Source organism: Micromonospora sp. NPDC000121 (assembly GCF_042899165.1).
Classification (GTDB): Bacteria; Actinomycetota; Actinomycetes; order Mycobacteriales; family Micromonosporaceae; genus Micromonospora.
Genome location: NZ_JBIAZP010000004.1, coordinates 399,070 through 425,287 on the forward strand (window position 1 = coordinate 399,070; position 26,218 = coordinate 425,287).

Consider the following 26,218-nt stretch of genomic DNA (forward strand, 5'->3'; position numbering starts at 1 on the left):
GGCCGGGGTTCCCGTCCCCGCCCGGGGGAGGCGCGCCGGGAACCCCGGTCGACCCGCCTCAGCGCAGGGCGGCGCGGCGTTCGGCGTCGGCCTTCATCCGGGCGGCGCGGTCGATGTCGGCCTGCTTCACGGCCGCGACCGAGCCGAAGGCGCTGACGGCCTGGTAGTACGTCCAGGCGAGGCTGTAGCAGGCCGGCCGGACGATGGTGCTGTACGTGGCGCAGACCCGCTTCAGGTCTTCGTAGAAGGCGCTGTCCAGCCGGGACTTGTTGGCCGAGAACTGGCCCATCGCCTTGTAGTTGCGGTAGCCGAAGTCGTGCCGGTAGCAGGAGAGGGTGAAGTTGAAGCCGAGCGGGTTGTCGGGGCTCGACGAGCAGTAGTCGGTCGACCAGTCGAAGGCGTACTCGGCCCAGGCGGCCTTGTTCAGTCGTGCGGCGTTCCAGGCGTTGTAGCTGGTGGCGCTGGTCTGGGTCCAGCTCGACAGGACGGACAGCTTCTGCTCGGGCGTGACGGCGGCGGCGGGGGAGGCGACGCCGAGCAGGACGAGCAGCGCGAGCGCGCCCGAGGCGAGCAGGGTGGCGAGGCGTCTGGGCACGGTTACCTCCGCGAGGGGTCGGGGGTGGGACGGGGTTACCGGCGGGTCACCGGATTTCGATAAGTTTCGATCAATCGGTGTTCCCGGAGGTGTCGTGCCCGCCGACTATTGGTGACAGATGCCGAAACAGACGAATGCCCCGGGTGCCAGGGCACCCGGGGCATTCGGTGGGACGTCAGCGGACGAACGCCGGCGGGCTGGCCGGGCTCTCGTTCGCCAGCCGGTCGAGCGCGGTCACGTAGTACGTGTACCGCTTGCCCGCCTCGGCGGTGGTGTCCACCCAGGACTGCGTCTGGGAGTCACCGTCGGCGCGGACCGTGTCGACGAGGTGTGCCGCGTCGGCGAAGTCGCACCGGTTCGCCAGGTCGGTCCCGTCGAAGCGATAGATCGCGTACGACGTGGCGGTGCCGAGCGGGCCCTCGCCGTCGGCCGGCTGGAGCCAGTTCAGCCGGACGCCGTCGTCCTGCCGGGCGGCCTTGGTGACCACCGGCATGAGCAGCGGCTTCGACGGCAGGTGCGACATGGTCGGGACCAGCGCCGGCCGGGAGTAGTGCTCGGCGGCGTAGATGTCGGTCGCGCCGAGCCGGTTGGCCCGGACCTGGACCGCCGAGAAGTGGACGTTGCCCAGGACCTCCGGGTACTGCCGGTTGAGCGTCAGGTGGTCGGACAGCTCCCGCGGGTCCATCCAGAAGGAGCCGTAGGCCGGGTCACCGCTCTTGTAGTCGGCCTGCCCGATGTAGAGCTGCACCCGGGTGCCCTTGACCACGTCCGCCCACCACGGCACCAGCCGGGCGTAGTCGGCGGCCGGGTACTGGCCGATGTACCAGTAGAGCTGCGGCACGATGTAGTCGATCCACTCCTCCTTGACCCACTTGCGGGTGTCGGCGGAGATGATGTCGTACGACTGGCTGCCGGTGGTGTCCGAGCCCAGCGGGTCGGCCGACTGGTTGCGCCAGATGCCGAACGGGCTAACGCCGAACTTCACCCACGGCTTCTCGGCCTTGATCTTGGCGTTCATCTCCTGGATCAGCAGGTTGATGTTGTCCCGCCGCCAGTCGGCCTTGTTGGTGAAGCCCCGGTTGTGCGCCGCGAAGGTGGCGTCGTCGGGCACCTGGTGGGTGCCGCTCGGGTAGGGGTAGAAGTAGTCGTCGAAGTGCACGCCGTCGACGTCGTACCGCTTGACGGCGTCCATCATCGCGGTCTGGACGAACTCGCGGACCTCGGGGATGCCGGGGTTGTAGTAGAGCCGGCTGCCGGCCACCCCGGCCGGCGGGTAGGCGAAGGTCCACTCCGGGTGCTCCCGCGCCGGGTGGTTCGGCGCGAGCTTGCTGATGTCCGCGCCGGCGCCGCCCGGGGCCGGCATGGAGATGCGGTACGGGTTGAACCAGGCGTGGAACTCCAGGTTGCGCTTGTGCGCCTCCTCGACCACGAACTTCAGCGGGTCCCAGCCCGGGTTCTCGCCGCGGACCCCGGTCAGGTACTCCGACCAGGGCTCGTAGGGCGACGGCCAGAACGCGTCGGCGGTCGGCCGGATCTGGACGACCACCGCGTTGTGGTTGAGCCGCTCGGCGAGGTCCAGCAGCGCCCGGTATTCGGCCTGCTGGGTGGCGATGCGGTCGGGCGAGGTCTGGGACGCCTTGGTCGGCCAGTCGATGTTGACGACCGAGGAGATCCACATGGCCCGGAACTGCCGCTTCGGCGTGGCCGGGTCGGTGACGCAGGTGGTGGTGGACGCGGTGGTCGACGCGTCGGGCGTCGCGCTCGCGGGGGTGGCGGCGACGAGCGCGCCGAGCAGTGCGGCGGCCAGCCCGGCGGCTCCGAGCCGAGTTGCCTTCATGCGGTGTGTCCCTTCGTTGGGGCTCCCGTGTCAGGGGGTCGATCGCGGCGCTGTCGGCAAGATTCGCCGGTGACAATCTGCCGCTTGGTAGGAAATTTTCACACCTTGTGGGTCCGGCGCAAGGGTCTGCGCCGGATCGATCCGTCCGTCCGGTCCGGCTCCGCCGTGTGGCCGGGCTCACCGCGCTCACCGTGATGACCTGCATACGCCGAGTCGCAGGGTGGGTCTCCGGGGAGCCCGGCCCGCGCAGGGATCAAGCCTGACCGCCCGGAGCGGGCCGGGCTCCCCGGAAACCCCTGGTGGTCGCCCTCGCGGTCAGGGCTTCGGTTGGGGTCCCGCCGTCGGGCCCTTGACGACGGGCTTGCCGTCCTCCCAGACGACCTCGTCGAGCCAGACCTGGCGGCCCGGGTCGACCGTGCCCTCCTGGCCGGGCGGCCAGGCGTGGTAGAGCAGCCACGTCCGGCCGTCCTCGACCACCATCGAGGCGTGCCCCGGCCCGGAGGCCACCTCGTTGGTCGCCAGGATCGGGTTCTCCGGGGCCTTCACGCAGGGGCCGGTCGGCGACTCGCAGACCGCGTAGCCCTCGGCGTACCCGGCGCGGTCGTAGGCGTTGGCGGCGAAGAACAGGAACAGCTTTCCGTCGTGCCGGTGCAGGAAAGGCCCCTCGACCAGGCTGCCCTCCCACGGCTCGGTCTGCTTCAGCAGCTTCGCCGGCTCGCCGAGCAGGCGCAGCCCGTCGTCCGAGAGGCGCTGCGACCAGATCCAGGTGTCCACCCCGATGGCGTTGCCGTCGTTCTTCCACAGCAGCCACAGGCTGCCGTCGGCGTCCCGGAACGGGCTGGCGTCGATCGCGCCGCCCAACTCCGCCTGGCAGACCAGCGGGGCGGTCGAGTCGTCCCGGTACGGCCCCTGCGGGGCGCTCGCCACCGCCCGGCCGACGCACTGCCGCCCGGACTCGCGCCCGGCGACGGTGTAGTAGAGCAGGAACCGGTCCGGGGCCAGCTCGATCACCTCGGGCGCCCAGTTCTTCCCGGGCTCCGCCCACGCCGGCAGCTCCGGCAGCGCGTCCCCGGCCGGGGTCCAGTCGACGAGGTCGGGGGAGGTGAGCACCGGGACGTTGTGGCCGCCGGCGTTGGTGTGGAAGAGGTACCAGGTGTCGCCCACCCGGATCGCCTGCGGATCCGGGGCGTCGGTGCGTACGACCGGGTTGGTGAACATGCGCGCGTCGTCTCCCGTACTCGAAGGGTCTTCGCCACCGCCGCAACCGGCGGCGAGCAGCGCCGCGGCGAGCACCGCCGCCGCGCCGCGCCGCCGGGTCGTCCCGGCCGTCATCCCTTCAGGCCGCTGCGGGAGACGCCCTGGATGATGTGCCGCTGGGCGAGCACGAAGAGGATCAGCACCGGCACGCTGGCCAGCACCGCTCCGGCCATGATCACCGGATAGTCGGTGTTGTAGGCCCCCTGGAGCAGGCCCAGGCCCGGCGGCAGGGTGAGCATCTCCGGGCTGAACAGCACGAAGATCGGCCAGAGGAAGTCGTTCCAGTTGGTCAGGAACGACAGCACGGCCAGGGTGGCGAGCGCCGGCTTCGACAGCGGCAGCACGACCTTCCAGAAGATCTGCCACTGGTTGGCGCCGTCCAGCACCGCGGCCTCCTCCAGTTCCCGGGGCAGGGAGAGGAAGAACTGCCGCAGGAAGAACACGCCGAACGCGCTCGCCGCCCCGGGGACGACCACCACGGCCAGGGTGTCGACCCAGTTCAGCTCGTCGACGATCAGGAAGTTCGGGATGATCAGCGAGGTCGGTGGGATGAACAGCGTCCCGACGATCAGCGCGAAGAGCACCTTGCGGCCGCGGAACCGCATCCTGGCCAGGGCGTACGCGGCCATCGAGGCGGTCGCCAGCACCAGCAGCGCGTGCGCCGTGGCGGCCAGCATGCTGTTGGCGAACCAGCGCAGCACCGGGTTCGCCGAGTTGTTCAGGATCTGCTCGTAGCCGTACCCGGAGACCGGGTCCGGCAGCCAGGTCGGCGGGATCTGCTGGGCCCCGGTGTAGGTCTTCAGCGAGGTGATGACCATCCACACCAGCGGCGTCAGGAAGACCAGGGCGAGCGCGACCAGGGTGGCGTAGCGGGCGGTCCGGCGCAGCCCGGTCGCCGGTCGGGAGCCGGCGGCCGGGGCGCCGCCGCGGGTCGGCGCGGGGGCGCGCGTGGGCGTCGTCATGGCGGTCCCCTCAGTCTTCCCGGTAGCGGAAGAGACGGAAGTTGGCGATGCTCACCACGGCCAGCATCAGGGCGAACACGATGCTCATGGCCGCGGCGCGGCCCGCGTCGTTGTCCCGCAGCCCCTCCTCGACGATGAACCAGACCACCGTGCGGGTCTCCTTGCCCGGCGCGCCCTGGGTGATCAGGAACGACTGCCCGAACACGTTCGCCGAGGCGAGCACGGTCGTGGTGATCACGAACAGCAGCACCGGGCGCAGCCCGGGGAGCGTGACGTGTCGGAACCGTTCCCAGGTGCTCGCGCCGTCGACCTTCGCCGCCTCGTACAGCTCCTGCGGGATGTCCTGGAGCCCGGCGAGGTAGATCACGGCGTTGAAGCCGGAGGTCCACCAGACGGTCACCCCGACCAGCGACACCCAGGCCCACGGCACGTCCGTCACCCACGGGGTGTCAACCGGCAGCCCGACCATCCCGGCGAGCCGGTTGACCAGGCCCAGGTTGGCGTCGAGCAGGAACCGCCAGAGCAGGCCGATCACCGCCACGCCCAGCACGTACGGCGCGAAGTAGACCGCCCGGAAGAACGTCCGGCCGGGGAACGAGCGGTTCAGCAGCAGCGCCAGCCCGAGCGGGACGACCACCAGCAGCGGCACCGACAGGACGGTGAAGATCGCCGTCGCCCGGACGCTCTGCCACCAGTCGCCGTAGACGGCCGAGTCACCGGAGAACAGCTCCTGGTAGTTGTCCAGCCCGACGAAGGGCCGGTGGGGCAACTGGAAGTCCCACTGGTGCACGCTGAGCCAGAGGCCGAGCACGATCGGCAGCAGGCCGAAGACCCCGAACAGGACCAGGTACGGAGCGAGGAAGAGGTACGGCGTCAGCCGCCCCGTCCGGCGGGCCGTGGCGCCCCGGCGGGCGGCGTCGCCCGCCGGGGGCGGCGCGCCGTCGCGCGCCGCCCCGACCTCGATCACGTCCGCCACGGGACCTCAGCTCCCGTACTTCTTGCGGTTGTCCTCGAGCTGCTTGTCGGCCTTGGCCACCCCGTCGTCCAGCGCCTGCTTGGGCGCCTTCTTGCCGAGCGCCGCCTCGTTGAACGAGTTGTAGAAGGTCGTCATGACCTCACCGAGGCCGGGTGCCGCCGGCGGGAAGGCCGCGTACTCCAACTCGGGGGCGAGCGCGTTGACCTCGGTCAGCGCCTTGAACTCGGCGCTGTCCCGGACGGTCTTGCGGGCCGGGACCTGGCCGCCCTTGGCCCAGTCGAGGGAGTGCTGGCTGAGCCAGTTGATGAAGACCTTCGCCGCCGAGACCTTGTTGGCGTCGTTGGCCCGCTGCTTGACGATCGTGAAGTTGTGCGAGTTGGCCCAGGCGGCGGGCTGGCTGCCGATCTGCGGCAGCGGCGCGACCCCCCACTGGACGTCCGGGCTCTTCTTCAGGTCGTTGACCTGCCAGATGCCGTTCCAGTTGAAGGCGTTCTTGCCGCTCTTGAACGCCAGGTAGTCGGCGTCCTGGCCGACGTTGGTCGGGGAGTGGCCCTGCTTGATCAGGTCGACCAGCCAGGTGCACGCCTCGACGGCCTGGTCGGAGTTGAAGGTGGCTTTGGTGGCCTCGGCGTCGAACACGCTGCCGCCCCACTGGTGCAGCAGGGAGTAGAAGGTCATGCCGCCGGTGAACTGGAACGGGCTGACCCAGAAGCCCTGCACGCCGGACTTCTTCAACTCGGTCAGCGCGGCGGTGTACTCGTCCTTGGTCGTCGGCGGCTTCTCCGGGTCCAGGCCCGCCTTCTGCATGACGCCCTTGTTGTAGTAGAAGCCGAGCGGGTGCATGTCGAGCGGGATGCCGTACCGCTTGTCGTGGTAGAGCCCGCCCTTCCAGACCGTCGGGGCGAAGTCGCCCTCGCTCAGCTCCAGGGCCTTCGCCACGTCGTCCAGCTCGGTGATCACGCCCCGGGCGGCGAACGTCGCGAGCTGGTCCATGTGCATGACCGCGATGTCCGGGCCGCTGCCGCTGGACGCGGCGCCGGGGAGCTTGGCGTAGTAGTCCGCCCACTGGTACGTGGCGATCGAGACCGCGATGTTCTGGTGCTCGGTGTTGAACTGGTTCACCAGCGCCTTGAAGATGTCGCCGTCACCGCCGGTGAACCCGTTCCACAGCTTCAGGTCCACCTTCGGTCCGGTGTAGTCCTTGCCGCCGTTGCCGGCCGCCGGCCCCGAGCTGTCGTCGCCGCCGCAACCGGCCAGGGTCAGCGAGGCGGCGGCGCCGAGCCCGAGGCCGAGGCCGAGCAGGCGTCGCCGGCTCATCTCGTTCTGCATCATGCGGGTTCACTCCTTGGGGGACGGGGATGAATTGTGCTTGCCCAGGGCCGGTCCGGTGTCAGCCGGCGGCGGGGGAGAAGCGCAGCAGGTTCCAGGAGACGGCCGGCAGTCGTACGGCGCACCGGCCGCCGTCGGTGGTGGGGGTGGGCAACTGCCGGGGCGTCACCCGGTCGGGCTCCGCCTCGGTGTTCGTCGCCGTCGGGTCGTCCCCGGCGGCGAGGCTCAGGTGGGATTGACCGGATAGTCCTGACAGGCCGCGCAGGTCGAGCTCCAGCGCCAGGTCGTCCGAGCCCCGGTTGACGGCGAAGACCGTCAGCTCGCCGCTCTCCTCGTCGTGCACGGCGACCGTGTCGAGCACCGGGACGTCGCCGTAGCGCTTCGTCGCGTAGGTCGGGCCGACCGGCTCGGTGCGCAGCACCGTGCCCCGGGCGTGCCGGGCGGTCAGCGCGAACGGGTGGAAGATGCTCTGCCGCCAGGCCGGGCCGCCGGTGCGGGTGCGGATCGGGGCGATGACGTTGGCGAGCTGGGCCTGGCAGGCCACCCCGACCCGGTCGGCGTGCCGGAGCAGGGTGATCAGCAGGTCGCCGACCACCACCGCGTCGACGGCGGTGAAGTCGTCCTCGATCAGCGCCGGGGCCTCCACCCAGCCGCGCCGGTCCAGGTCGGCCTGGAGGCGGGACTGGTACCAGACGTTCCACTCGTCGAAGGAGATCTTGAGCTTGCGCCGGTCCCGCCGCTTCGCCGCCACGTGGTCGGCCGTGGCGACCACGTCGCGGATGAAGTTGTCCATGTCGACGGCGGAGGCGAGGATGCTGGCCCGGTCGCCGTCGGACGGGTCGTAGTAGGTGTGCGCGGAGATGTAGTCGACGTGCTCGTAGGTGTGCTCCAGCACGGTCGCCTCCCAGGAGGCGAAGGTGGACATCGTCCGGTTGGAGCTGCCGCAGGCGACCAGGCTGATCGACGGGTCGATCATCTTCATGGCCCGGGCGGTCTCGGCGGCCAGCCGGCCGTACTCGTCGGCGGTCTTGTGGCCGACCTGCCACGGGCCGTCCAGCTCGTTGCCCAGGCACCAGAGCCGCACCCCGTACGGCTCCTCGGCGCCGTGCTTGCGGCGCAGGTCCGACAGTTGCGTCCCGCCCGGGTGGTTGGCGTACTCCAGCAGGTCGCACGCCTCCTGCACGCCCCGGGTGCCGAGGTTGACCGCCATCATCGGCTCGACCCCCGCCTCGGCGGCCCAGGCCATGAACTCGTCGAGCCCGAAGGCGTTCGTCTCGATCGTCTTCCAGGCCAGGTCGAGCCGGCGGGGACGGTCGCCCACCGGGCCGACGCCGTCCTCCCAGCGGTAGCCGGAGACGAAGTTGCCGCCGGGGTAGCGGACCACCGACACGCCCAGCTCCCGGGTCAGCTCCAGCACATCGCCGCGCAGCCCCCGCGCGTCCGCCGCCGGGTGCCCCGGCTCGTAGATCCCGCCGTAGACGCAGCGGCCCATGTGCTCGACGAACGAGCCGAAGAGTCGCCGGTCGGCCGGCCCGATCGCGAAGGCCGGGTCGATCGTGAGCTGCGCGGTCCGCAAGGGGGTGCCACCTTTCCTCGTCGCCGGTCCACCACGTGACCGCGGTCACCCGGTGTCCCTGGTTTCTACAACGTTGTAAGCAACGTTGTAAAGACCCGCGTACGAGGTAAAGTGCGCAGTCGGGACGGGAGGTGGCGGGGTGCGGCACAGGCTCAAGGACGTGGCCGAGCGGGCCGGCGTGTCGGTCAAGACCGTCTCCAACGTGGTCAACGGCTACGTGCACGTCCGGCCCGACACCCGGGCCCGGGTCGAGGAGGCCATCGCCGAGCTGAACTACCGGCCCAACCTCTCCGCGCGCAACCTCCGCAAGGGGCGCACCGGGGTGATCGCGCTGGCCGTGCCCGAGCTGGACATCCCCTACTTCGCCGAGCTGGCCCGGCACGTCGTCACGGCCGCCGCCGAGTTGGGCTGGACGGTGCTGATCGACCAGACCGGCGGCGGTCGTGAACAGGAGCGGGTGGTCGCCTCCGGCATCACCGAGCACCTGATCGACGGGTTGATCTTCAGCCCGCTGGCGCTCACCGCGGAGGACCTGACCGGGCTGGACGGCACCCCGATGGTGCTGCTCGGCGAGCGGGTCGACCACGGCCCCGCCGACCACGTCGGGATCGACAACGTGGGCGCCGCCCGGGAGCTCACCGCCCACCTGGTCGGGCTCGGCCGCCGCCGGATCGCCGCCATCGGCTCGCAGCGCACCCCGGAGGGGGCGAGCGCCCGGCTCCGGCTCGCCGGCTACGCCGCCGCGCTCGCCGACGCCGGCATCGACTACGACGAGGCACTGGTGGCGCCCGCGCCGGCCTGGCACCGCGCGGACGGCGCCGCCGCGATGCGCGCGCTGCTGGCCTCCGGCGTACGCCCCGACGCCGTCTTCTGCTTCAACGACACCCTCGCCCTGGGCGCCCTGCGCGCCCTGCACGAGGCGGGCCTGCGCGTCCCCGAGGACGTCGCGGTGGCCGGCTTCGACGACATCGAGGACGGTCGGTTCTCCGTGCCCACCCTGAGCACCATCGCCCCCGACAAGGAGCGCATCGCCCGGCTGGCCGTGGAGCTGCTCGCCGGCCGCATCGACGGCGACCGCAGCGCGCCGCCCCGGGAACTCTCCGCCCCCTGGCGCCTCACCCCCCGCGAGAGCACCCTCGGCCGCTGACCCGGGCTACCCGTCCGGCCGGGTCAGTCGAAGAAGCGGGCCAGGTGGGCGGGGGTGGGACCCGCCGCGTCCGGGGTCAGCGGCGTGAGGTCGGCGAAGATCGAGGCGCCGTCGCAGCCGGTGTGCAGCGGATACCAGCGCGGGGTGCCCGGCGGGCGCTGGAGGCAGATCCCCTTGACCGTCTGCACGTCGAGCAGCCGGACGTGGGTCGGGTCGGCGACGGCGTTCACGTGTCGCCACCACGGGCTCATCACGTGCAGGACGCCGCCCGGCCGGAGCACCCGGTGGCACTCGTCGACCAGCGGCAGGAAGTCGACCAGGTGCTCCAGGATGTGCACCGCGAACAGCACGTCCACCGAGTCGTCGGCCAGCGGCAGCGAGGCGGAGAGGTCGGCCACCGCGTTCACCCCCGGGGCCGGGTAGATGTCCAGCCCCAGGTTGCCGGGCCACTGCTTGGTGGCGCCGCAGCCCAGGTCGACCACGACCGGGTCGCGCCCGCCGACGCGTACCCGGCACCAGACGCCGAACACCCCGGCGAGCCGGCCCACCCGGTCCCGGACCAGGCGCAGGTCGGACTGCTCCGCGACCTCGCCGCTGAGGTGGGCCACCCCCCGGTCGAAGCGCACCTCCACGGCGAGGTCGCGCAGCCGGTCGTCGTGCCGGGCCTGGTCGGCCCACGCCTCGGCGAGGAATACGTCGATCGCCCGCAGCCGCTCGGCCGAGGGCGGGGTCTGTCCCAGCGCGACCATCCGGGTCCACCTCCCGCGGGCCGATACCCGGATCTCCGCCCGATATGCCCCGCGACACGCCCTGCCGCGAGCCGGTCGGATCAGCCGGTGATCGTCCGCCGGGGGCGACCGCCGCCGCGCATCCGCTGCCGGGGCGGCGGGGCGGCCGGCTTGGGTCGCTTGAGGTGGTAGCGGTGCAGTTCGTTGTTGCCGGGCAGGGACGGGTCCTCGCTCATGGCCACCAGTTCCCAGCCCTGGTCGCCGGCCCGGTTCAGGTGGGCCAGCGCGGTGTCGCCGTAGGGCGTCACGTCGACCATGGAGCCGTCCGGGCCGTACCAGACGAAGACGACCTCCCAGCCGATGTCGTTGGTGGCCGCCTGGCGACGGCGGACCAGCAGCGCGTACTCCCACTTGAGCATGGGGTCATTGTCACCCACCGCGAGCGGGTCGGCACGGATCAATCCTCGGCGATCCGTCCGGCGGCCACCCGCAGCCGCCGGTTGGTCTGCACCGCGTCGAGCATCCGCCGGTCGTGGGTGACCAGCAGCAGCGTGCCCGGGTAGCTGGCCAGGGCCGACTCCAACTGCTCGATGGCCGGCAGGTCCAGGTGGTTCGTCGGCTCGTCCAGCACCAGCAGGTTCACCCCGCGCCCCTGGAGCAGCGCCAGCGCCGCCCGGGTCCGCTCACCCGGGGAGAGGGTCGCCGCCGGGCGCAGCACGTGCGCCGCGCGCAGACCGAACTTGGCCAGCAGCGTCCGCGCGTCCGCCGGCGACATGTCCGGTACGGCGGCGCGGAACGCGTCGATCAGGGGCGCGTCGCCGAGGAAGAGCCCCCGGGCCTGGTCCACCTCGCCGACCACCACGCCCGGGCCGAGCGCGGCGTGCCCCTGGTCGAGGGGAAGCCGGCCCAGCAGGGCGGCGAGCAGCGTGGACTTGCCGGAGCCGTTCGCCCCGGTCACCGCCACCCGGTCCGCCCAGTCGACCTGGAGGGTCACCGGGCCGAGGGCGAAGCCGCCCCGGCGTACGACGGCGTCGCGCAGCGAGGCCACGACGGCGCCGGCGCGGGGCGCGGCGGCGATCTCCATCCGCAGCTCCCACTCCTTGCGGGGCTCCTCGACCACCTCCAGCCGCTCGATCAGCCGCTCGGTCTGCTTGGCCTTGGCCGCCTGCTTCTCGGTCGCCTCCGAGCGGAACTTGCGGCCGATCTTGTCGTTGTCGGTGGCCTTGCGGCGGGCGTTCTTCACGCCCTTCTCCATCCAGGCCCGCTGCGTGCGGGCGCGCGCCTCCAGCGCGGCCCGGGTGTCGGCGTACTCCTCGTACTCCTCGCGGGCGTGCCGGCGGGCCACCTCGCGCTCCTCCAGGTAGGCCGCGTAGCCGCCGCCGTAGTGCCGGACCTGCTGCTGGTGCAGGTCCAGCTCCAGCACCCGGGTCACCGTGCGGGTGAGGAACTCGCGGTCGTGACTGACCAGCAGCGTGCCGGCGCGCAGCCCGGTGACGAACTCCTCCAGCCGCTCCAGGCCGGCCAGGTCCAGGTCGTTGGTCGGCTCGTCGAGCAGGAAGACGTCGTAGCGGCTGAGCAGCAGCGAGGCCAGCCCGGCGCGGGCGGCCTGGCCGCCGGAGAGCCCGGTCATCGGGTGGTCCAGGTCGACCGTGAGGCCCAGCTCGGCGGCGACCTGCTCGGCGCGCTCCTCAAGGTCCGCCCCGCCCAGGCCGAGCCAGCGCTCCAGCGCCTCGGCGTAGTCGTCGTCCGCGCCGGGCGCGCCGTCGGTGAGCGCCGTGGTCGCCGCGTCCAGCGCGGCCTGCGCGGCGCTGACCCCGGTGCGCCGGGCGAGGAAGTCGCGGACGGTCTCGCCGCCGCGCCGCTCCGGCTCCTGCGGCAGGTGCCCGACGCTCGCCGTGGGCGGGCTGAGCGCGATGCTCCCGGCCTCCACCGGCAGCAACCCGGCGAGGGTACGCAGCAGCGTCGACTTGCCCGCCCCGTTCGGCCCGACCAGCCCCACCACGTCCCCGGGCGCGACCACCAGGTCCAGCCCGGCGAACAGCGCCCGGTCCCCGTGCCCCGCGGCCAGCCCCTTGACGATCATCGTCGCGCTCATCAACCCCCGACCCTATCCCGCTCCCTCCCACCCACCCCTCCCTCGCCCCTCGTCCCCTCGCCCTAGCTGGCGATCTTGCACCTGGTGCCCGGGCAATCGGGATGAAAGGGGTGAACGCGGGGCCGAAAGTGCAAGATCGCGAAGGGTGTTTGGGAGGTGCCGCGGACAGGGGGCGGGAGGTGGGCGGCACACTGCTCAGGTGGTGACCACTCTGGCGATCGACTGCGGCGGCGGCGGGATCAAGGGGTCCGTGCTGGACGAGGCGGGCACGATGCGCGCCCGGCCGCTGCGGGTGCCCACGCCGTACCCGCTGCCGCCGGCCCTGTTCGTCAAGACGCTGCTCGACCTGGGCGGCCGGCTGCCCGCGGCGGACCGGCTGACCGTCGGCATGCCGGGGATGATCCGGCACGGCGTGGTGGTCGCCACCCCGCACTACGTGACCCGCTCCGGTCCTCGGTCGAAGGTCGACCCGGGCCTGGTCGCGGAGTGGTCCGGGTACGACGCGCGGACCGCGCTCGCCGAGGCGTTCGGGGTGCCGGCGCTGGTGCTCAACGACGCCGAGGTGCACGGCGCCGGGGTGGTCGCCGGGACCGGCTGCGAGCTGGTGCTGACCCTCGGCACCGGGCTGGGCAGCGCGCTCTTCGACGGCGGGATGCTCGCCCCGCACCTGGAGCTGTCCCACGCCCCGGTGCGCTGGGGCACCACCTACGACACGTACGTGGGGGAGCCGGAGCGGCGCCGACTCGGGGACGCGTTCTGGTCCCGCCGGATCCGACAGGTCGTGGACGGGCTGCGCCCGGTGTTCCGCTGGGACCGGCTCTACCTGGGCGGCGGCAACTCGCGGCTGATCCGGCCCGAGCAGCTCGCCCGGATGGGCGACGACGTGGTGGTGGTGCCCAACACGGCGGGCATCGTCGGCGGCGTACGCGCCTGGGATCTGGTCGCCGGCCGGCACGGCGCCCCCACCTGACTCCGCCCGCGTTCGTCCCGGGAACAGTCGCGGTACGCCCGGTGTTGTGCCAGCGTCGGAAGAAGTGGCGGCGTGACACGAGGGGGTGGGTCGAATGGATCTTCTGGCCGAGTACCGGCGGGCGACCATGTTCTTCGAGGCCGGTGACCCGACCGGAGCGGCCCGGCTGCTCGAACCGATCGTGGCGGCCGAGCCCGACAACTCCTCGGTGCGGCAGCTGCTGGCCCGGGCGTACTTCCAGTCGGCCCAGCTCAGCCGGGCCGAGGAGCAGCTCCGCGAGCTGGTCGACCGCGACCCCAGCGACCACTACGCCCACCACGTGCTGGGCCGGACGCTGGAGCGGCTGAACCGGCACGCCGACGCGCTGCGGCACCTGCGCATCGCGGCGGCGATGCACAGCGGCAACGACGACTACCGCGTCGCCCTGGACCGGGTGCAGACCCGGGTCACGGGCGGTCGCTGACGGCGGCCGACCCGACGCCCGGGGGAGTGGGCGCATGGACGGGGCAGCTCGACAGGGCTGCCCCGTCCCGTCTCCGCCCCCGCGCGCCGTCGCGGGCGGGCGCGGCCACCCCTACCATCGGTGTCATGGGACCTGACCTGCCGGTGGGTGCGGCGTGAAGCTGAAGCTGGACCTGCACGACATCTTCAACAAGGGCCACGACATCGACCGCGCCCTGCGCGGGATCATGGACGAGGCGGTGGCGAAGAAGGCCACCCTGGTCGAGATCATCCCCGGCAAGGGATCCGGCCAGCTCAAGAAGCGGGTGCTGCGCTTTCTCGACCAGAAGGACGTCAAGCAGCTCTACCACCGCGTCGAGAAGGACTCGAAGAACTTCGGCCGCCTCTTCGTGCACTTCCGCTGGAAATGATGCCGGCATAGCCTCCGACCTGCGCCGCAAGGGCCGTTCGGGGCCGCTGAACCATGATCATGCCGTCTCCAGGCCGTCAACCGCGCTCGGGCCGTTGTCCGCTACTGCCTGCTCGCCGAGTGCCTTGTCGATGGCACGTCGGGTGCGGTCCTCGCTGTTGGGCAACAGGTGGGTGTAGGTCCGCAGTGTGAAGCCGGGGTCGGCGTGACCGAGGTAGGCCGCCAGGGCCTTGATGCTCTCGCCCGCGTCCAGGAGCACCGAGGCGTAGGTGTGCCGGAGGACGTGCATACCGTTATGCCGATCGTCAGGAACGCCGGCCGCGCGGATCGCGGGCTTCCAGACGCCGGAGTTGAACATGGAACGGGATAGCGCCGTACCGGCAGGAGTCGTCAGGTAGAGCGTGACGGTTCGAGGTTCGCCGGTTGATGTCCCCCATGGGAGAGCCACCGCCACTGGCGAGTACGCATCAGCGTGAGCGCGCAAGCGGCGAGCCACCGAACCAGGGACTTTCATATCAATTGTGAGACGCCGGGGAGAGCACTCGATCCCGATATCGCCAGCGGCTATTCATTCAGCCTTAGCGGCCGGGCGGGCAGCCCTCCGGGAGGATTCGACGGATAGCTTCGACGGATAGCGATGTGAGAACTTTCTGTACGAGATCAAGGCGGCCCGCTTCGCAGGCCGCTCGCGCCGCCGAACCTGGGCCGGGCCGATGGCCCGCCGCCGCGCCTCTGGCCTTCGGCCGCCAGCGCGACGGTGATAGCCCGCCGGCGGCGCGACATACGAAGAAGCCCCGGGCCGCCATGATCGATGGCAGTTCCGGGGCTTCAGTTTGGTCGAGACACAGGCAGTGCCTCCGGCGGGGTCCTCGGGCACTCTGGGATGGTGGCGCCATCCCGACAACCTCCGTCCGGGCAAAGCCGAGCGGATGGGGCCTGCCCGGTCAAGGTCGTTCAGACAGTGGGGTGCTCCACCTTGACCGGGCAGGCCCCACCCACTCCACGGTGTGCGGACGAAGGCCGACGGGATGGCTAGTGTGCCGTGCATGACCCTGACGCAGTATTTCGTGGCCATGAGCATCGATGGGTATATCGCTGAACCCGCCGAACAGCTCGACTGGCTCTCCCAGTTCAGCAACTTGGAGGGTAAGAGGCGGCGCTACGAGCGGTTCTTCGACGAGGTCGGTGCGATCGCGATGGGGGCGCGGTCGTACGAATTCATCTGTCGCCACAACGCTCCCTGGTTCTATGGCGACCGGCCTACCTGGGTCTTCACGCATCGCAGCCTGCCCCACGACGACGGCGCTGACCTTCGCTTCACCGATGCGGACGTAACCGAGGTGCACCCGCAGCTGGTCGAGGCGGCCAAGGGGAAGAACGTATGGATCCTCGGCGGTGCGGAGCTTGCCAGCCAGTTCGTACGGGCAGACCTCGTCGACGAGCTTCACATCGGCGTCGCACCAGTCCTGGTTGGCTCCGGCACCCGACTGTTGCACGTCAAGGCATACACGCCGTGGGCCTTGGCAGAGACCAACCAGTACGGTTCGTTCCTTGCCTTGCGCTACGTCGCGCCCGGCCGTGACCGCTGACCCGTTGCCGGTTCCCAGCGGCAAGATCATGCCGTATTCAGGCCGTCGAACAGGAGCCAGCAGTGACCATCGTTGACCATCCATGCCAGGTGTAGCAGTAGCTCAGAGCAGCAGTCGTCCGGTTTGGTCAACTGTGCCCCCGCCCTAGATCAATACCGCTGGAAGTGGTGCCGGCACGGTCTGTGACTGTTTCGCCCCGGAGCGGCGACGACCGACGGTAAAGTCCGGCTGGCGTGAGGACTTGGCGTCGAGTGACACGGGCGGCGGTATGAACGTACAGGGCCGAGCGGAATCGGACGCGAAGGAACGTTCGCCGGATCCCACCGCCGAATTCTTCGAGCGGATCAGCCACGGCCGCCCCGCCATGCTGCCCGACGACGTCACGGCGACGCTGCGGATCGATCTGGAGCACGAGGGGCGGACCACCCACTGGCTCATGTCCATCCACCTGGGAACCGTCCGGGTGACGGAGGAGTGGCGTGCCGCGGACGCCGTGGTCCGGACCAGCAAGGAGTTCTTCGATCGTCTCGTCCGCGGTGAGGCGAACCTGTTCGCCGCGCTGGTGCGCAACGCGGTCATCAACGAGGGCGACGTGACCGTGGTGGCGCATCTCCGGAAGATGCTCACCGGGATGGCGCGCATGCAGGACCCGGCCTGGGTGAACGCCGACGGCCGGGGGCAGGCATGAACGGGTACGTCAACAACCTCGACGGCATCAACTTCATCGTCAGCGACGGCAACGGTGACATCAGCCCGTCACGGACCTTCCCGACCGGCCTCTTCTCGTTCGACACCCGCTTTCTGTCGACCTGGCGGCTCACCCTGGACGGCCAGCCGCTGAACGCCCTGTCGAAGGACGACCTGCAGTACTTCGAGTCGCGCTTCTTTCTCGTGCCGGGCGCGCCGACCCACTACGTCGACTCCAAGATCTCCGTCGTCCGGCACCGGATGCTCGGCGGCAGTTTCAGCGAGGAGTTGTTGATCCTCAACCACGGCAGGGAGCCGGCAGACCTGACCGTGCGCATGGAGGTCGGCTGTGACTTCGCCGATCTCTTCGAGATCAAGGACGTCAAACCGAAGGTCGGCCGGGTGACCACCTACGTCCAGGACGACCTGCTGCACTTCCGCTACGAGCGGGAGGGTTTCCGGCGCGAGACGATCATCTCGGCCAGCGAGCCGGCCAGGATGGACGGCCACGGGATCACCTTCGAGATCCAGGTGCCGCCCCGGAACGAGTGGAGCACCCGGCTGCACGTGCAGACGCTCATCCAGCCGTCGGAAGCCTACGCGGGCGTCCGAACCTCACTGCAGGTGCACGCGGGGCAGGTCAGAAAGAGGATGCGCGAGGAACTCGACGAATGGATCGCCAAGTCGCCGCGCCTCGCCTGCGAATGGAAGGACCTGGAGGAGGCGTACCAGCGGAGTTTGGTGGACCTCGCCGCGTTGCGTTACCCGCCGTGGGGGCTGCCGGGCAGCGTGCCGGCCGCCGGGCTGCCCTGGTTCATGTCCGTCTTCGGCCGGGACAGCATCTTCACCTCGCTCCAGGCGTTGCCGTTCGCGCCGGAACTCGCTCGCGCAACCCTGCGCGTGCTGGCGGTCACCCAGGGCGCCGCGTTCGACGAGTTCCGTGAGGAGGATCCGGGGAAGACGATTCACGAGGTGCGGTTCGGCGAGTCGACCGCGTTCGAGGAGCAGCCGCACTCGCTCTACTACGGGTCGGCGGACTCGACTCCGCTGTTCCTCATCCTGCTGGACGAATACGAACGCTGGTCCGGGGACGCCGGCCTCGTGCGCGATTTCGAGTTCGAGGCGCGGCTGGCCCTGAACTGGATCGACACCTACGCCGACCTCGTGGGCAACGGCTACGTCTGGTACGAGCGGCGGAACACCGTCAACGGCCTGGAGAACCAGTGCTGGAAGGACTCCTGGGACTCCATCTCCTACCGCGACGGCACCATACCGGCCCCGCCCCGGGCCACCTGCGAACTCCAGGGCTACGCCTACGACGCCAAACGGCGCGTCGCCCGCCTCGCCCGGGAGTTCTGGAACGACCCGGCGTACGCCGACGAACTCGAGACGCAGGCGGCCGACCTCCGGCGGCGCTTCAACCGTGACTTCTGGGTCGAGGACGGCGAATATTTCGCGCTCGCCCTCGATGCCGACGGCCGACCGGTCGACGCGCTCTCCTCCAACATCGGCCACCTGCTGTGGAGCGGCATCGTCGAGCCCGACCGGGCGGGGCGGGTCGTCCAGCACCTCCTCGGTCCCGACCTGTTCTCCGGCTGGGGGATACGTACCCTCGCCAAGAGCGCCGAGCGGTACAACCCCATCGGCTACCACGTCGGCACGGTGTGGCCGTTCGACAACTCGGTCATCGCCTGGGGCCTGCGGCGCTACGGCTTCCCACGGGAGGCGGCCCTCGTGGCGAAGGCGATCATCGAAGCGTCGAGGTACTTCGACGGGCGCCTCCCGGAGGCCTTCGCGGGCTACGACCGGGAACTCACCCGGTACCCCGTCCAGTATCCGACCGCCTGCAGCCCGCAGGCATGGTCCACCGGAGCGCCACTGCTGTTCCTGCGGACGATGCTCGGCCTCGAACCGGACGGCGAGGGGCTGGCCTCCGACCCGGTGTTGCCCGAGGGGATCGGCCGGATCGACCTGCTCGGCATCCCCGGGCGGTGGGGCGCGGCCGACGTCGTCACGCACGACCGCGACGAGCGGCGCGCGGCCCGGCCGGGATAGCCCGCGCGGCCGGCACCGTCACGGTCGCTGCCGGCTGGCCCGGTCGACGCCGCGGTGCACCCGCGCCGTGCGGTCGACGAGCTCGCGCAGCGCGCTCTCGTCGATGTCGTCCAGCCGATTGAGGTAGAGGCACCCCTTGCCGGTCTTGTGCGGGCCGAGCCGGGCGAGCACCGACGGGTAACGCTCCTCGAACCCGCCCACCAGATAGACGACGAGCTGCTGCTTGCGCGGCGAGAAGCCCACCAGCGGCCAGTCGCCGCTGTGCCCGCTCCCGTAGACGTAGTGGTAGCTGCCGAAACCGACGATGCTCGGCCCCCACATCACCGGTGGCTCGCCGGTGACCTCGCGCAGGATCGCGCAGAGGCGCCCGGCGTCGGCCCGCCGCCGGTCGTCGGGGACGGCGGCCAGGAACTCGTCGACACTGGCGTCGGTCGGGACGGTCGCCGGCTGCTTCGATGTCGCCATGACGTGATGCTCCCACCCCGGTCCGACACGCGACGGCGACCGTCCCGGCCGGTCGGCCGGGACGGTCGGGCGGTCAGAGCGGATAGGTGCGGGCGACGGCCAGCATCTCCGAGCTGTGCGAGCCCACCACCCCCACGTCGGGCGGGCGGGGCCGGAAGCCGGGCAGCGTGGCCAGGCCGTCGCTGGCGTCCATCGCGCGCAGCGCCACCTGCCCCGCCTTCGGCGTGACGGTCAGCGTCACCTCGATTCCCTCCGGCGGCGGGGCGTGGAAGACCACGCCGAAGCCCCAACGGCCCTCCCGGGCCTCCGCCGGCACCGACCGGCCGGCCACCTCCGCGCGCAGCACCGTCGCGGTCGCCGAGTCGACGTGCAGGGTGGCCAGGCGGACCGGGCGCTGCGGGACGAGCCGCAGGCGCAGGGTGCGCTCGCTGCCGGCGGTGGTGTCCGAGAGCACCTCCAGCTTCGGCGCCGGCAGGTCCGCCGCCTGCGCCGGCCCGGCGCGCAGCTCGGCGTCGCCCAGGCCGGGGAAGTCGGCGACCTCGACGACCCCGTCGACGTAGCCGTCGGTCCAGGGCTGCGGGTCCTCCTCGTGGGAGAGCCAGCGGGCCTGCCCGGTGCCCGCGTCGAGGGCGTACATCAGGTGGGTGGGCGCGGGGTGGGCGGCGTCGAAACGGTCGACGGCGAGCCCGACCCCGGCGAACACGGCCGCCGCCAGCGTGGCGGCCGCGGCCGGTAGCGCGCCGAGCCGGCGGGCGCGCAGGGCGACCATGCCCCGTTGGCCGCCGGCCTGCGGGTGCAGCAGGTCGACCACCGGCAGCGCGGCCAGGCCGAGCAGCACCGCGACGAGCGCCGCGACCCCGCCCATCGCCATGCCGAGCGCCGGGAACAGCAGCACGACCGTGGGGAGCAGGACCACCACGGCCACCGCGCCGGCCAGGGTCACCGCGACCACCGGCCACGGGCCGTCGATCCTCGCGCCCACCGCGACCAGCCCGGCCAGCGCGCCGGCCAGGGCCGGCAGGGTGACCAGGTACGCCCCGCCGGGCACCAGCACGGCGAGCAGCACCCCGAGCCCGGCCAGCCAGCCCAGCGCGCCGATCGCGAGCGCGGCCGGGCCGACCCGGCGGCGGGTCAGCGCGTACCAGGCGAACAGGACGGCGGCGGCGAGCGCCACCACGGCCAGCCGGTACCAGGCCGGCCGGTACGGGTCGAGCAGCTCGGCGTAGCCGGGGCGGACCGCCGTGACCGCCGCCCAGAGCAGTTGGGCGGCGAGCGGGGCGACCACGATCGGCGCCAGCGCCAGCCCGAACCCGGCGGCGAGCCGGCCGCCGGTGACGCGGCCGCGACGGCGGGCCAGCCAGCCAAGGGCCACCACGGCGGCGAGCGCGAGCAGCGCCAGCGGCAGGGTCAGCCAGCCGGGGTAGCGGACCAGCCCGCCGGGCACCGGGAAGTAGGTGGCGTCGTGCCCGGACCCCAGTGCCGTCAGGTCGACCCGGCCGAACTCGCGGGCGAGGCCGAGGGCGTTGGCGCCGTGGTGCTGGAGGCTGGCCCGGTCCATCGCCGCCGGGGTGTCCAGCGGGGTGTGGTAGATCGCCCCGCCGTCGATGTACGCCGAGTTCAGCCCGACGAAGTCGGCGTCGAGGAACGCGGTGAAGTCGGTGTCGTTGGGCAGTGCCCGGTAGATCTCCACCGCGAACGAGGTGCCGACCGGGTGCGGCGCGCCCCGGCCGAAGGCGTCCACCAGCGCGGCGTTGTTCCGCGAGGTCTCGAACATGATCACCGGGCCGGTGGAGCCGCGCGCCTCCAGGTTGAGCACGACCCCGCTGTCGGCCGCCAGCGGGTGGCCGGACGCGAACGCCGACGCCCCGCACAGGCACGCCTCCTCGGCGTCGGTGAGCACGAAGACGATGTCGTTGCGCGGCCGGGGGCCGGCGGCCAGCGCGCGGGCCACCTCCAGGATCGCCGAGGTGCCGGCGGCGTCGTCGTTGCCGCCCGGGCCGGACTGGACCGAGTCGTAGTGCGCGACGAGGAAGACCCTGCCGGTCGGATCGGTGCCGGGGAGCCGGGCCACCACGTTGCGGACCCGCGCCAGGGTGGCGCCGCCGGCCGCGCCGCTGAGCTGGCCCGCCTCGGACGCGACGGTGTCCTGCACCTCCGTCTCCAGGCCGAGGCCGCGCAGCACCCCCTCGACGTGGGCGCGGACCTGGTCGTTGGCCGGGCTGCCGGCCACGTGCGTCCGCGCCGCGACGACCTTGACGTGCTCGTACGCCCGGCCCGCGCTGAACTCGCCCGGCGGCGCGTCGGCCGGTCGCGGCGCCGGGGTGCGCAGGTCGAGCAGCGTGCCGGCGCCGACGGCGACGAGCGCGACGAGCGCCGCCGCGGCGGCGGCCAACCGGCGGCGTGGCCGGGCGAACGCGCGGTCGGCGGCGCGGGTGGTGGGTGCGCCCACGGGGACTCCTCGGGGGTGGGGCCAGGGGTGGCACCAATCCTGCACCGGGGCGGTGCCGGCGGGACTCCCCCGGACGGGCGGGGCGGCCCCCGGACCGCCCGGTGGCGAGTGATCCGGCCCATGCACGCGCCTGCGGCGCCCGTCGTGTTGTGTGCGAACGTTGTCTAATACAGGATCAGCAGGGCACTCGGAAGGAGCCCGACATCACCAGCGATCTCCCGCGTCTCGCGGCGGTGACTTGGCCGCACCGGGGGGCCGGCCCGGCCGGTTCCCCTGTCGTGCCGTACCCGCACGGCGGCATGGGAAGGCATCCCAACCTGCCTCCGGGGGAGCGGCTGCGGGTGCTGCTGGTCGAGGACGACGAGGGCGACGCCTTCCTGGTCGGGGAGCTGCTCGCCGAGACCAACTCCATGATCGACCTGGTGGTGGCGACGAGCCTCAGCGAGGCCCGGCGGCGGGTGGTGGACGTCGACTGCGTCCTGCTCGACCTCGGTCTGCCCGACGCGCAGGGCCTCGACGGCCTGCGCCAGGTGCTGGAGATGGCCAGTGGCGCCGCGGTCTGCGTGCTGACCGGCCGCTCCGACGAGCACCTCGGCATCGTCGCGGTCGCCGAGGGGGCGCAGGACTACCTGGTCAAGGGCCAGGTCGACGGGGTGTTGCTGACCCGGGCGCTGCGCTACGCGGTGGAGCGCAAGCGGGCCGACGAGAACGCGCGGCGGCTGCGCGAGGTCGAGCTGCGCCAGGCCGAGTCCGCCCGCCTCGAACGGGGCCTGCTGCCGCAGCCGCTGATGACGACCGACGAGGTCGCGGTGCACACCTTCTACCGGCCCGGCCGGCACGCCGCCCTGATCGGCGGTGACTTCTTCGACGTGGTGCAGACGAGCCCCGACCGGCTGGAGCTGATCGTCGGCGACGTCTGCGGGCACGGCGTGGACGAGGCGGCGCTCGGCGTGGAACTCCGGGTCGCCTGGCGGGCGCTGATCCTCGCCGGCGTGCCCGACGACGAGGTGCTGCCGGCGCTGGAGCAGGTGCTGATGAGTGAGCGCCGGCTCCAGGAGATCTTCGCGACCGTCGCCACCGCGCGGCTGGACCTCGACGCCAACCGGGCCACCGTCCGGCTGGCCGGGCACCCGCCGCCGCTGCTGCTCGCCGGCGGCAAGGTGGTGCCGGTTCCGGCGCCCGGCAGCCTGCTGCTCGGCGTACGACCCCGCCGGCCCGTTGCCTACGACCTGGAGTTCGACACCGATGACTGGTCCCTGTTGATGTACACCGACGGGCTGATCGAGGGGCGGGTCGGCGAGGGCGACGAGCGCCTCGACGTGCCCGGCCTGGGCGGCCTGCTCGCCGACCCGGCGAGCCTCGCCGTGCCGCTGGCCGAGCTGCCGGCCTGGCTGGTCGGGAGCGCCGAGCAGCTCAACGGCGGGCCGCTCGCCGACGACGTCGCCATGCTGCTGGTCAGCCGGGGCGGTGGCCGGTGACCGGAGTCCGCGAGTGGACCCTGCGTCAACGGGTCGTCACCCTGCTCGCCGTCGTCGCCCTGCTCCTGGTCGGCCTGGCCGGTGGCGCGGTCGTCGTGGCGGCGAAGAACCGGACGCACATCGACGCGATCCTGAACAAGACCGGCCCGCTGCGGGTACAGGCGCAGGAGGTGCTGAACGCGCTGCTGGACCAGGAGACCGCAGTGCGCGGCTTCGCGGTCAGCGGCGACCCGGCCGACCTGGCCCCGTACGACGCCGGCCGGACGCGGGAGCGGGACCTGGTCGCCGAGATGCAGCGGCTGCTCGGCGACTACCCGGGCATCCGGGAGCAGCTCCGGGTCGTCGAGGAGCGGGCCGAGGCGTGGCGTCAGGCGGTGGCCGTGCCGGTCATCACCACGACGGAGCAGAGCGGCACCGCCGCCGGGCAGGCGCTCGTCACCGACCAGGCACGGGCGCAGTTCGAGCAGGTCCGCGCCGCCCTGGACAGCCTCCAGTTCGAGATCTTCGAGGCCCGGCAGCAGAGCGCCGAGGACGTCCGGCGGACGAGCGACCTGCTGGTCGTCCTGCTGATCGCCGCCCTGGCGGTGGTGATCATCGCCGGCAGCATGCTGCTGATCTCGCTGGACAAGATGGTGGTCCGCCCCCTGACCGGGCTGGCCGACCAGGTCCGGGAGGTCGCCGAGGGCGACTACCGGCACGGCATCACCGGTGCCGGCCCGCCCGAGTTCGTCCGGCTCGCCGGCGACGTCGACGCCATGCGGCGCAAGATCGCCAAGGAGCTGGACGAGGTACGGGAGGCCCGGGAGCGGATCGAGTGGGTCAACAGCCAGCTCCAGAAGCAGGCCGAGGAACTGACCCGCTCCAACCGTGACCTGGAGCAGTTCGCGTACGTCGCCTCGCACGACCTCCAGGAGCCGCTGCGCAAGGTGGCCAGCTTCTGCCAGCTCCTCCAGCGCCGCTACGCGGGGCAGTTGGACGAGCGGGCCGACCAGTACATCGCGTTCGCCGTCGACGGCGCGCAGCGGATGCAGCGCCTGATCAACGACCTGCTGGCGTTCTCCCGGATCGGCCGGCTCACCACCGGCTTCACCGAGGTCGACATGAACAAGGTCATGGGCGACGTGTCCGGCCAGACCGAGGCGGCCCGGCAGTACGCCGACGCCGAGCTGACCTGGGGCGAGCTGCCGGTCATCCGCGGCGAGGAGCCGCTGCTGACCAACCTGCTGGCCAACCTCGTCAGCAACTCGATCAAGTTCCGCCGTCCCGACGTACCGCCGAAGGTGCACGTCTCGGCCCGGCTGGTCGGCGACGAGTGGGAGATCAGCTGCGAGGACAACGGCATCGGGATCGAGCCGGAGTTCGCCGACAAGATCTTCGTCATCTTCCAGCGGCTGCACGCCAAGGACGCGTACCCGGGCACCGGGATCGGCCTGGCGATCGTCAAGAAGATCGTGGAGTACCACGGCGGCCGGGTCTGGGTGGACACCGGCACCGAGGTGGGCACGGCGATCCGGTTCACCCTCCCCGCGCTGCCCGAGGACGTCGAGGCGGCGGCCGCCGACGCCGACGGGCCGGCGACCGACGACACCGAGGCCGGCGAGGGCACGACCGCCGGGGCCGACGACGGCGCGACCGCCGGGGGCGATGAGGACGGCGGGACGACCGGCGGGGCCGGGACGGGCGCGCCGGAGCAGGCCGCCGGTCCCGACGACGACGAGACGGACGCCACGGACGGCCCCGACCGGGCGCCGGGAGGCGGTAGAACGGGTGACATGAGGGAGACGGTGGGATGACCGCGCCGGCGGACGGCAAGAGCCCGATCGAGGTCCTGCTGGTCGAGGACGACCCGGGCGACGTGTTGATGACCCAGGAGGCGTTCGAGGAGCACAAGCTCCGCAACCGGCTGACCGTCGTCTCCGACGGCGCCGAGGCGCTGGCCTACCTGCGGCGCGAGGGCCAGTACGCGGACGCCGTGACCCCGGACCTGGTCCTGCTCGACCTGAACCTGCCCCGCCGGGACGGGCGGGAGGTGCTGGAGGAGATCAAGAAGGACGAGCAGCTCTGCCGGATCCCGGTCGTGGTGCTGACCACCTCCCAGGCCGACGAGGACATCCTGCGCAGCTACCAGCTGCACGCGAACGCGTACGTGACCAAGCCGGTCGACTTCGAGCGGTTCATCTCCGTGGTCCGGCAGATCGACGAGTTCTTCGTCAGCGTGGTGAAGCTGCCGCCGCGTGGCTGACACCCTCCTCGACGACGTCGGTGGGCTGCTGCGCGAGACCGCCGACCAGGTCGTGCTGCCGCTGTTCCGCAAGCTGGACGACGACGACGTCGCCGAGAAGGCGCCGGGCGAGCTGGTCACCGTCGCCGACCGGCGCGCCGAGGAGATGATCTCGGCGGCCCTGCGCCGGCTGCGCCCCGGCTCGGTGGTGGTCGGCGAGGAAGGGGTCGCCGACGACCCGGGCCTGCTGCGCCACCTGCGCGGGTCCGGCGACGTCTGGCTGGTCGACCCGGTCGACGGCACCTCGAACTTCGCGGCCGGCCGGCGGCCGTTCGCGCTGATGGTGGCGCTGCTGACGGACGGCGAGCCGGCGGCCGCCTGGGTGCTCGACCCGCTCGCCGGCACGCTGGCCGCCGCGCGGGCGGGCGAGGGGACGTGGCTGGACGGCCGGCCGGTGCGGACCGCCGGGGAGACGCCGCCCGTGGACGCGCTGCGCGGCGCCGCGATGTCGCGGTTCCTGCCGCCGGCGTCGAAGGCACGGGTCGAGGCGGGCGGCGGGCGGATCGGCGAGCTGCTCCCCGGCCAGCACTGCGCCGGCCGGGAATACCTGGACGTGCTCACCGGCGACCAGCAGTTCGTGCTGTTCTGGCGCACCCTGCCGTGGGACCACGCCCCCGGCACCCTGCTGGTCCGGGCGGCCGGCGGCGTCGCCCGACGCTTCGACGGCGCCGACTACCACCCCGCCGACGGGGGCAGCGGCCTGCTGGTCGCGGCGAGCGAGCGGGTCTGGGCGGAGGTCCACGAGGCGCTGCTCGGCGCTGGGTGACGTCGATACGACACTGCGTCGACGTTCGATGGCCGGGGTGATCACGGGCCTGGTCAGGGGCGGCCGGTCCGGTATCCTGACCGCCGGTCTCCGCCAGCAGGCCGC

At 72.1% G+C, this 26,218-nt stretch carries 23 protein-coding genes and 1 pseudogene; 11 read left to right on the plus strand and 13 right to left on the minus strand.

The features are described from left to right. Positions 1 to 58: 58 nt before the first annotated feature. The 7 genes from ACFY23_RS15380 to ACFY23_RS15410 form a co-directional block, all read right to left on the minus strand. Positions 59 to 595 (minus strand): phospholipase, encoded by a 537-nt coding sequence (locus ACFY23_RS15380; RefSeq protein WP_350682734.1) that lies wholly within the window; start codon positions 593 to 595, stop codon positions 59 to 61. Between the two features lie 175 nt (positions 596 to 770). Continuing rightward, on the minus strand, positions 771 to 2,432 hold the full coding sequence (locus ACFY23_RS15385; RefSeq protein WP_350682732.1) for a family 10 glycosylhydrolase: 1,662 nt from the start codon (positions 2,430 to 2,432) through the stop codon (positions 771 to 773). Positions 2,433 to 2,747: 315 nt separating this feature from the next. Continuing rightward, positions 2,748 to 3,764: a glycoside hydrolase family 43 protein gene (locus ACFY23_RS15390; RefSeq protein WP_350682730.1), complete on the minus strand. Its 1,017-nt coding sequence runs from the start codon at positions 3,762 to 3,764 to the stop codon at positions 2,748 to 2,750. Continuing rightward, the gene (locus ACFY23_RS15395; RefSeq protein WP_350682728.1) at positions 3,761 to 4,651 is read right to left on the minus strand and encodes a carbohydrate ABC transporter permease; all 891 of its coding nucleotides are present in this window, start codon (positions 4,649 to 4,651) and stop codon (positions 3,761 to 3,763) included. The genes ACFY23_RS15390 and ACFY23_RS15395 overlap by 4 nt, the downstream gene beginning before the upstream one ends. A 10-nt stretch (positions 4,652 to 4,661) precedes the next feature. Then, positions 4,662 to 5,627, minus strand: a complete 966-nt coding sequence (locus tag ACFY23_RS15400; protein WP_350682726.1) for a sugar ABC transporter permease — start codon at positions 5,625 to 5,627, stop codon at positions 4,662 to 4,664. Positions 5,628 to 5,633: 6 nt separating this feature from the next. Next, on the minus strand, positions 5,634 to 6,959 hold the full coding sequence (locus ACFY23_RS15405) for an ABC transporter substrate-binding protein (protein WP_350682724.1): 1,326 nt from the start codon (positions 6,957 to 6,959) through the stop codon (positions 5,634 to 5,636). A 58-nt stretch (positions 6,960 to 7,017) separates the two neighbouring features. Then, positions 7,018 to 8,532, minus strand: a complete 1,515-nt coding sequence (locus ACFY23_RS15410) for an alpha-N-arabinofuranosidase (RefSeq protein WP_350682722.1) — start codon at positions 8,530 to 8,532, stop codon at positions 7,018 to 7,020. 139 nt (positions 8,533 to 8,671) lie between these two features. Between ACFY23_RS15410 and ACFY23_RS15415 the strand changes: the two genes are divergently transcribed. Next, the gene (locus ACFY23_RS15415) at positions 8,672 to 9,679 is read left to right on the plus strand and encodes a LacI family DNA-binding transcriptional regulator (protein WP_350682721.1); all 1,008 of its coding nucleotides are present in this window, start codon (positions 8,672 to 8,674) and stop codon (positions 9,677 to 9,679) included. A gap of 23 nt (positions 9,680 to 9,702) precedes the next feature. Here ACFY23_RS15415 and ACFY23_RS15420 read toward each other — a convergent pair whose 3' ends face one another. The 3 genes and pseudogenes from ACFY23_RS15420 to ACFY23_RS15430 all read right to left on the minus strand — a co-directional run bounded on the left by ACFY23_RS15420 (position 9,703) and on the right by ACFY23_RS15430 (position 12,502). Next, a complete protein-coding gene (locus ACFY23_RS15420; protein ID WP_350682719.1) occupies positions 9,703 to 10,428 on the minus strand; it encodes a methyltransferase domain-containing protein in 726 nt (241 codons plus the stop codon). A gap of 152 nt (positions 10,429 to 10,580) precedes the next feature. Next, positions 10,581 to 10,826: pseudogene (locus ACFY23_RS15425) on the minus strand (hypothetical protein); the annotation flags it as partial. A 38-nt stretch (positions 10,827 to 10,864) separates the two neighbouring features. Then, positions 10,865 to 12,502 carry an ABC-F family ATP-binding cassette domain-containing protein gene (locus tag ACFY23_RS15430; protein WP_350682717.1) on the minus strand — a complete coding sequence of 546 codons (1,638 nt, stop codon included), beginning with the start codon at positions 12,500 to 12,502 and terminating at the stop codon, positions 10,865 to 10,867. 199 nt (positions 12,503 to 12,701) lie between these two features. On the opposite strand from ACFY23_RS15430, the gene ACFY23_RS15435 reads away from it, so the two are divergent. From ACFY23_RS15435 to ACFY23_RS15445, 3 genes are all read left to right on the plus strand, one after another. Beyond that, positions 12,702 to 13,472: an ROK family protein gene (locus ACFY23_RS15435; RefSeq protein ID WP_350682715.1), complete on the plus strand. Its 771-nt coding sequence runs from the start codon at positions 12,702 to 12,704 to the stop codon at positions 13,470 to 13,472. A 94-nt stretch (positions 13,473 to 13,566) separates the two neighbouring features. Beyond that, a complete protein-coding gene (locus tag ACFY23_RS15440; protein WP_350682713.1) occupies positions 13,567 to 13,935 on the plus strand; it encodes a tetratricopeptide repeat protein in 369 nt (122 codons plus the stop codon). A 154-nt stretch (positions 13,936 to 14,089) separates the two neighbouring features. Beyond that, on the plus strand, positions 14,090 to 14,344 hold the full coding sequence (locus ACFY23_RS15445; protein WP_013736060.1) for a Smr/MutS family protein: 255 nt from the start codon (positions 14,090 to 14,092) through the stop codon (positions 14,342 to 14,344). Between the two features lie 57 nt (positions 14,345 to 14,401). Here the strand turns inward: ACFY23_RS15445 and ACFY23_RS15450 are convergent, their stop codons facing one another. Continuing rightward, positions 14,402 to 14,857 (minus strand): tyrosine-type recombinase/integrase, encoded by a 456-nt coding sequence (locus tag ACFY23_RS15450; RefSeq protein ID WP_350682712.1) that lies wholly within the window; start codon positions 14,855 to 14,857, stop codon positions 14,402 to 14,404. Between the two features lie 532 nt (positions 14,858 to 15,389). On the opposite strand from ACFY23_RS15450, the gene ACFY23_RS15455 reads away from it, so the two are divergent. The 3 genes from ACFY23_RS15455 to ACFY23_RS15465 all read left to right on the plus strand — a co-directional run bounded on the left by ACFY23_RS15455 (position 15,390) and on the right by ACFY23_RS15465 (position 18,674). Continuing rightward, the gene (locus ACFY23_RS15455) at positions 15,390 to 15,932 is read left to right on the plus strand and encodes a dihydrofolate reductase family protein (RefSeq protein WP_350686794.1); all 543 of its coding nucleotides are present in this window, start codon (positions 15,390 to 15,392) and stop codon (positions 15,930 to 15,932) included. Positions 15,933 to 16,200: 268 nt separating this feature from the next. Beyond that, positions 16,201 to 16,620, plus strand: a complete 420-nt coding sequence (locus tag ACFY23_RS15460; protein ID WP_350686796.1) for an SCP2 sterol-binding domain-containing protein — start codon at positions 16,201 to 16,203, stop codon at positions 16,618 to 16,620. Continuing rightward, positions 16,617 to 18,674 carry a glycogen debranching N-terminal domain-containing protein gene (locus ACFY23_RS15465; RefSeq protein WP_350686797.1) on the plus strand — a complete coding sequence of 686 codons (2,058 nt, stop codon included), beginning with the start codon at positions 16,617 to 16,619 and terminating at the stop codon, positions 18,672 to 18,674. The genes ACFY23_RS15460 and ACFY23_RS15465 overlap by 4 nt, the downstream gene beginning before the upstream one ends. An 18-nt stretch (positions 18,675 to 18,692) precedes the next feature. Here the strand turns inward: ACFY23_RS15465 and ACFY23_RS15470 are convergent, their stop codons facing one another. Continuing rightward, positions 18,693 to 19,139, minus strand: a complete 447-nt coding sequence (locus ACFY23_RS15470; RefSeq protein WP_350686798.1) for a DUF1801 domain-containing protein — start codon at positions 19,137 to 19,139, stop codon at positions 18,693 to 18,695. 73 nt (positions 19,140 to 19,212) lie between these two features. Then, positions 19,213 to 21,588, minus strand: a complete 2,376-nt coding sequence (locus tag ACFY23_RS15475) for a M28 family peptidase (RefSeq protein WP_350818975.1) — start codon at positions 21,586 to 21,588, stop codon at positions 19,213 to 19,215. A gap of 299 nt (positions 21,589 to 21,887) precedes the next feature. On the opposite strand from ACFY23_RS15475, the gene ACFY23_RS15480 reads away from it, so the two are divergent. From ACFY23_RS15480 to ACFY23_RS15495, 4 genes are read left to right on the plus strand one after another with little or no spacing between them, the layout of a single operon-like run. Next, the gene (locus ACFY23_RS15480) at positions 21,888 to 23,066 is read left to right on the plus strand and encodes a fused response regulator/phosphatase (protein ID WP_350685057.1); all 1,179 of its coding nucleotides are present in this window, start codon (positions 21,888 to 21,890) and stop codon (positions 23,064 to 23,066) included. Beyond that, positions 23,063 to 24,859 (plus strand): ATP-binding protein, encoded by a 1,797-nt coding sequence (locus tag ACFY23_RS15485; protein WP_350685056.1) that lies wholly within the window; start codon positions 23,063 to 23,065, stop codon positions 24,857 to 24,859. The genes ACFY23_RS15480 and ACFY23_RS15485 overlap by 4 nt, the downstream gene beginning before the upstream one ends. After that, positions 24,856 to 25,308 carry a response regulator gene (locus tag ACFY23_RS15490; RefSeq protein WP_091102297.1) on the plus strand — a complete coding sequence of 151 codons (453 nt, stop codon included), beginning with the start codon at positions 24,856 to 24,858 and terminating at the stop codon, positions 25,306 to 25,308. Before ACFY23_RS15485 ends, ACFY23_RS15490 begins: the two co-directional genes overlap by 4 nt. Beyond that, on the plus strand, positions 25,301 to 26,113 hold the full coding sequence (locus ACFY23_RS15495; RefSeq protein WP_350685055.1) for an inositol monophosphatase: 813 nt from the start codon (positions 25,301 to 25,303) through the stop codon (positions 26,111 to 26,113). The genes ACFY23_RS15490 and ACFY23_RS15495 overlap by 8 nt, the downstream gene beginning before the upstream one ends. The last annotated feature ends 105 nt before the right edge of the window (positions 26,114 to 26,218 follow it).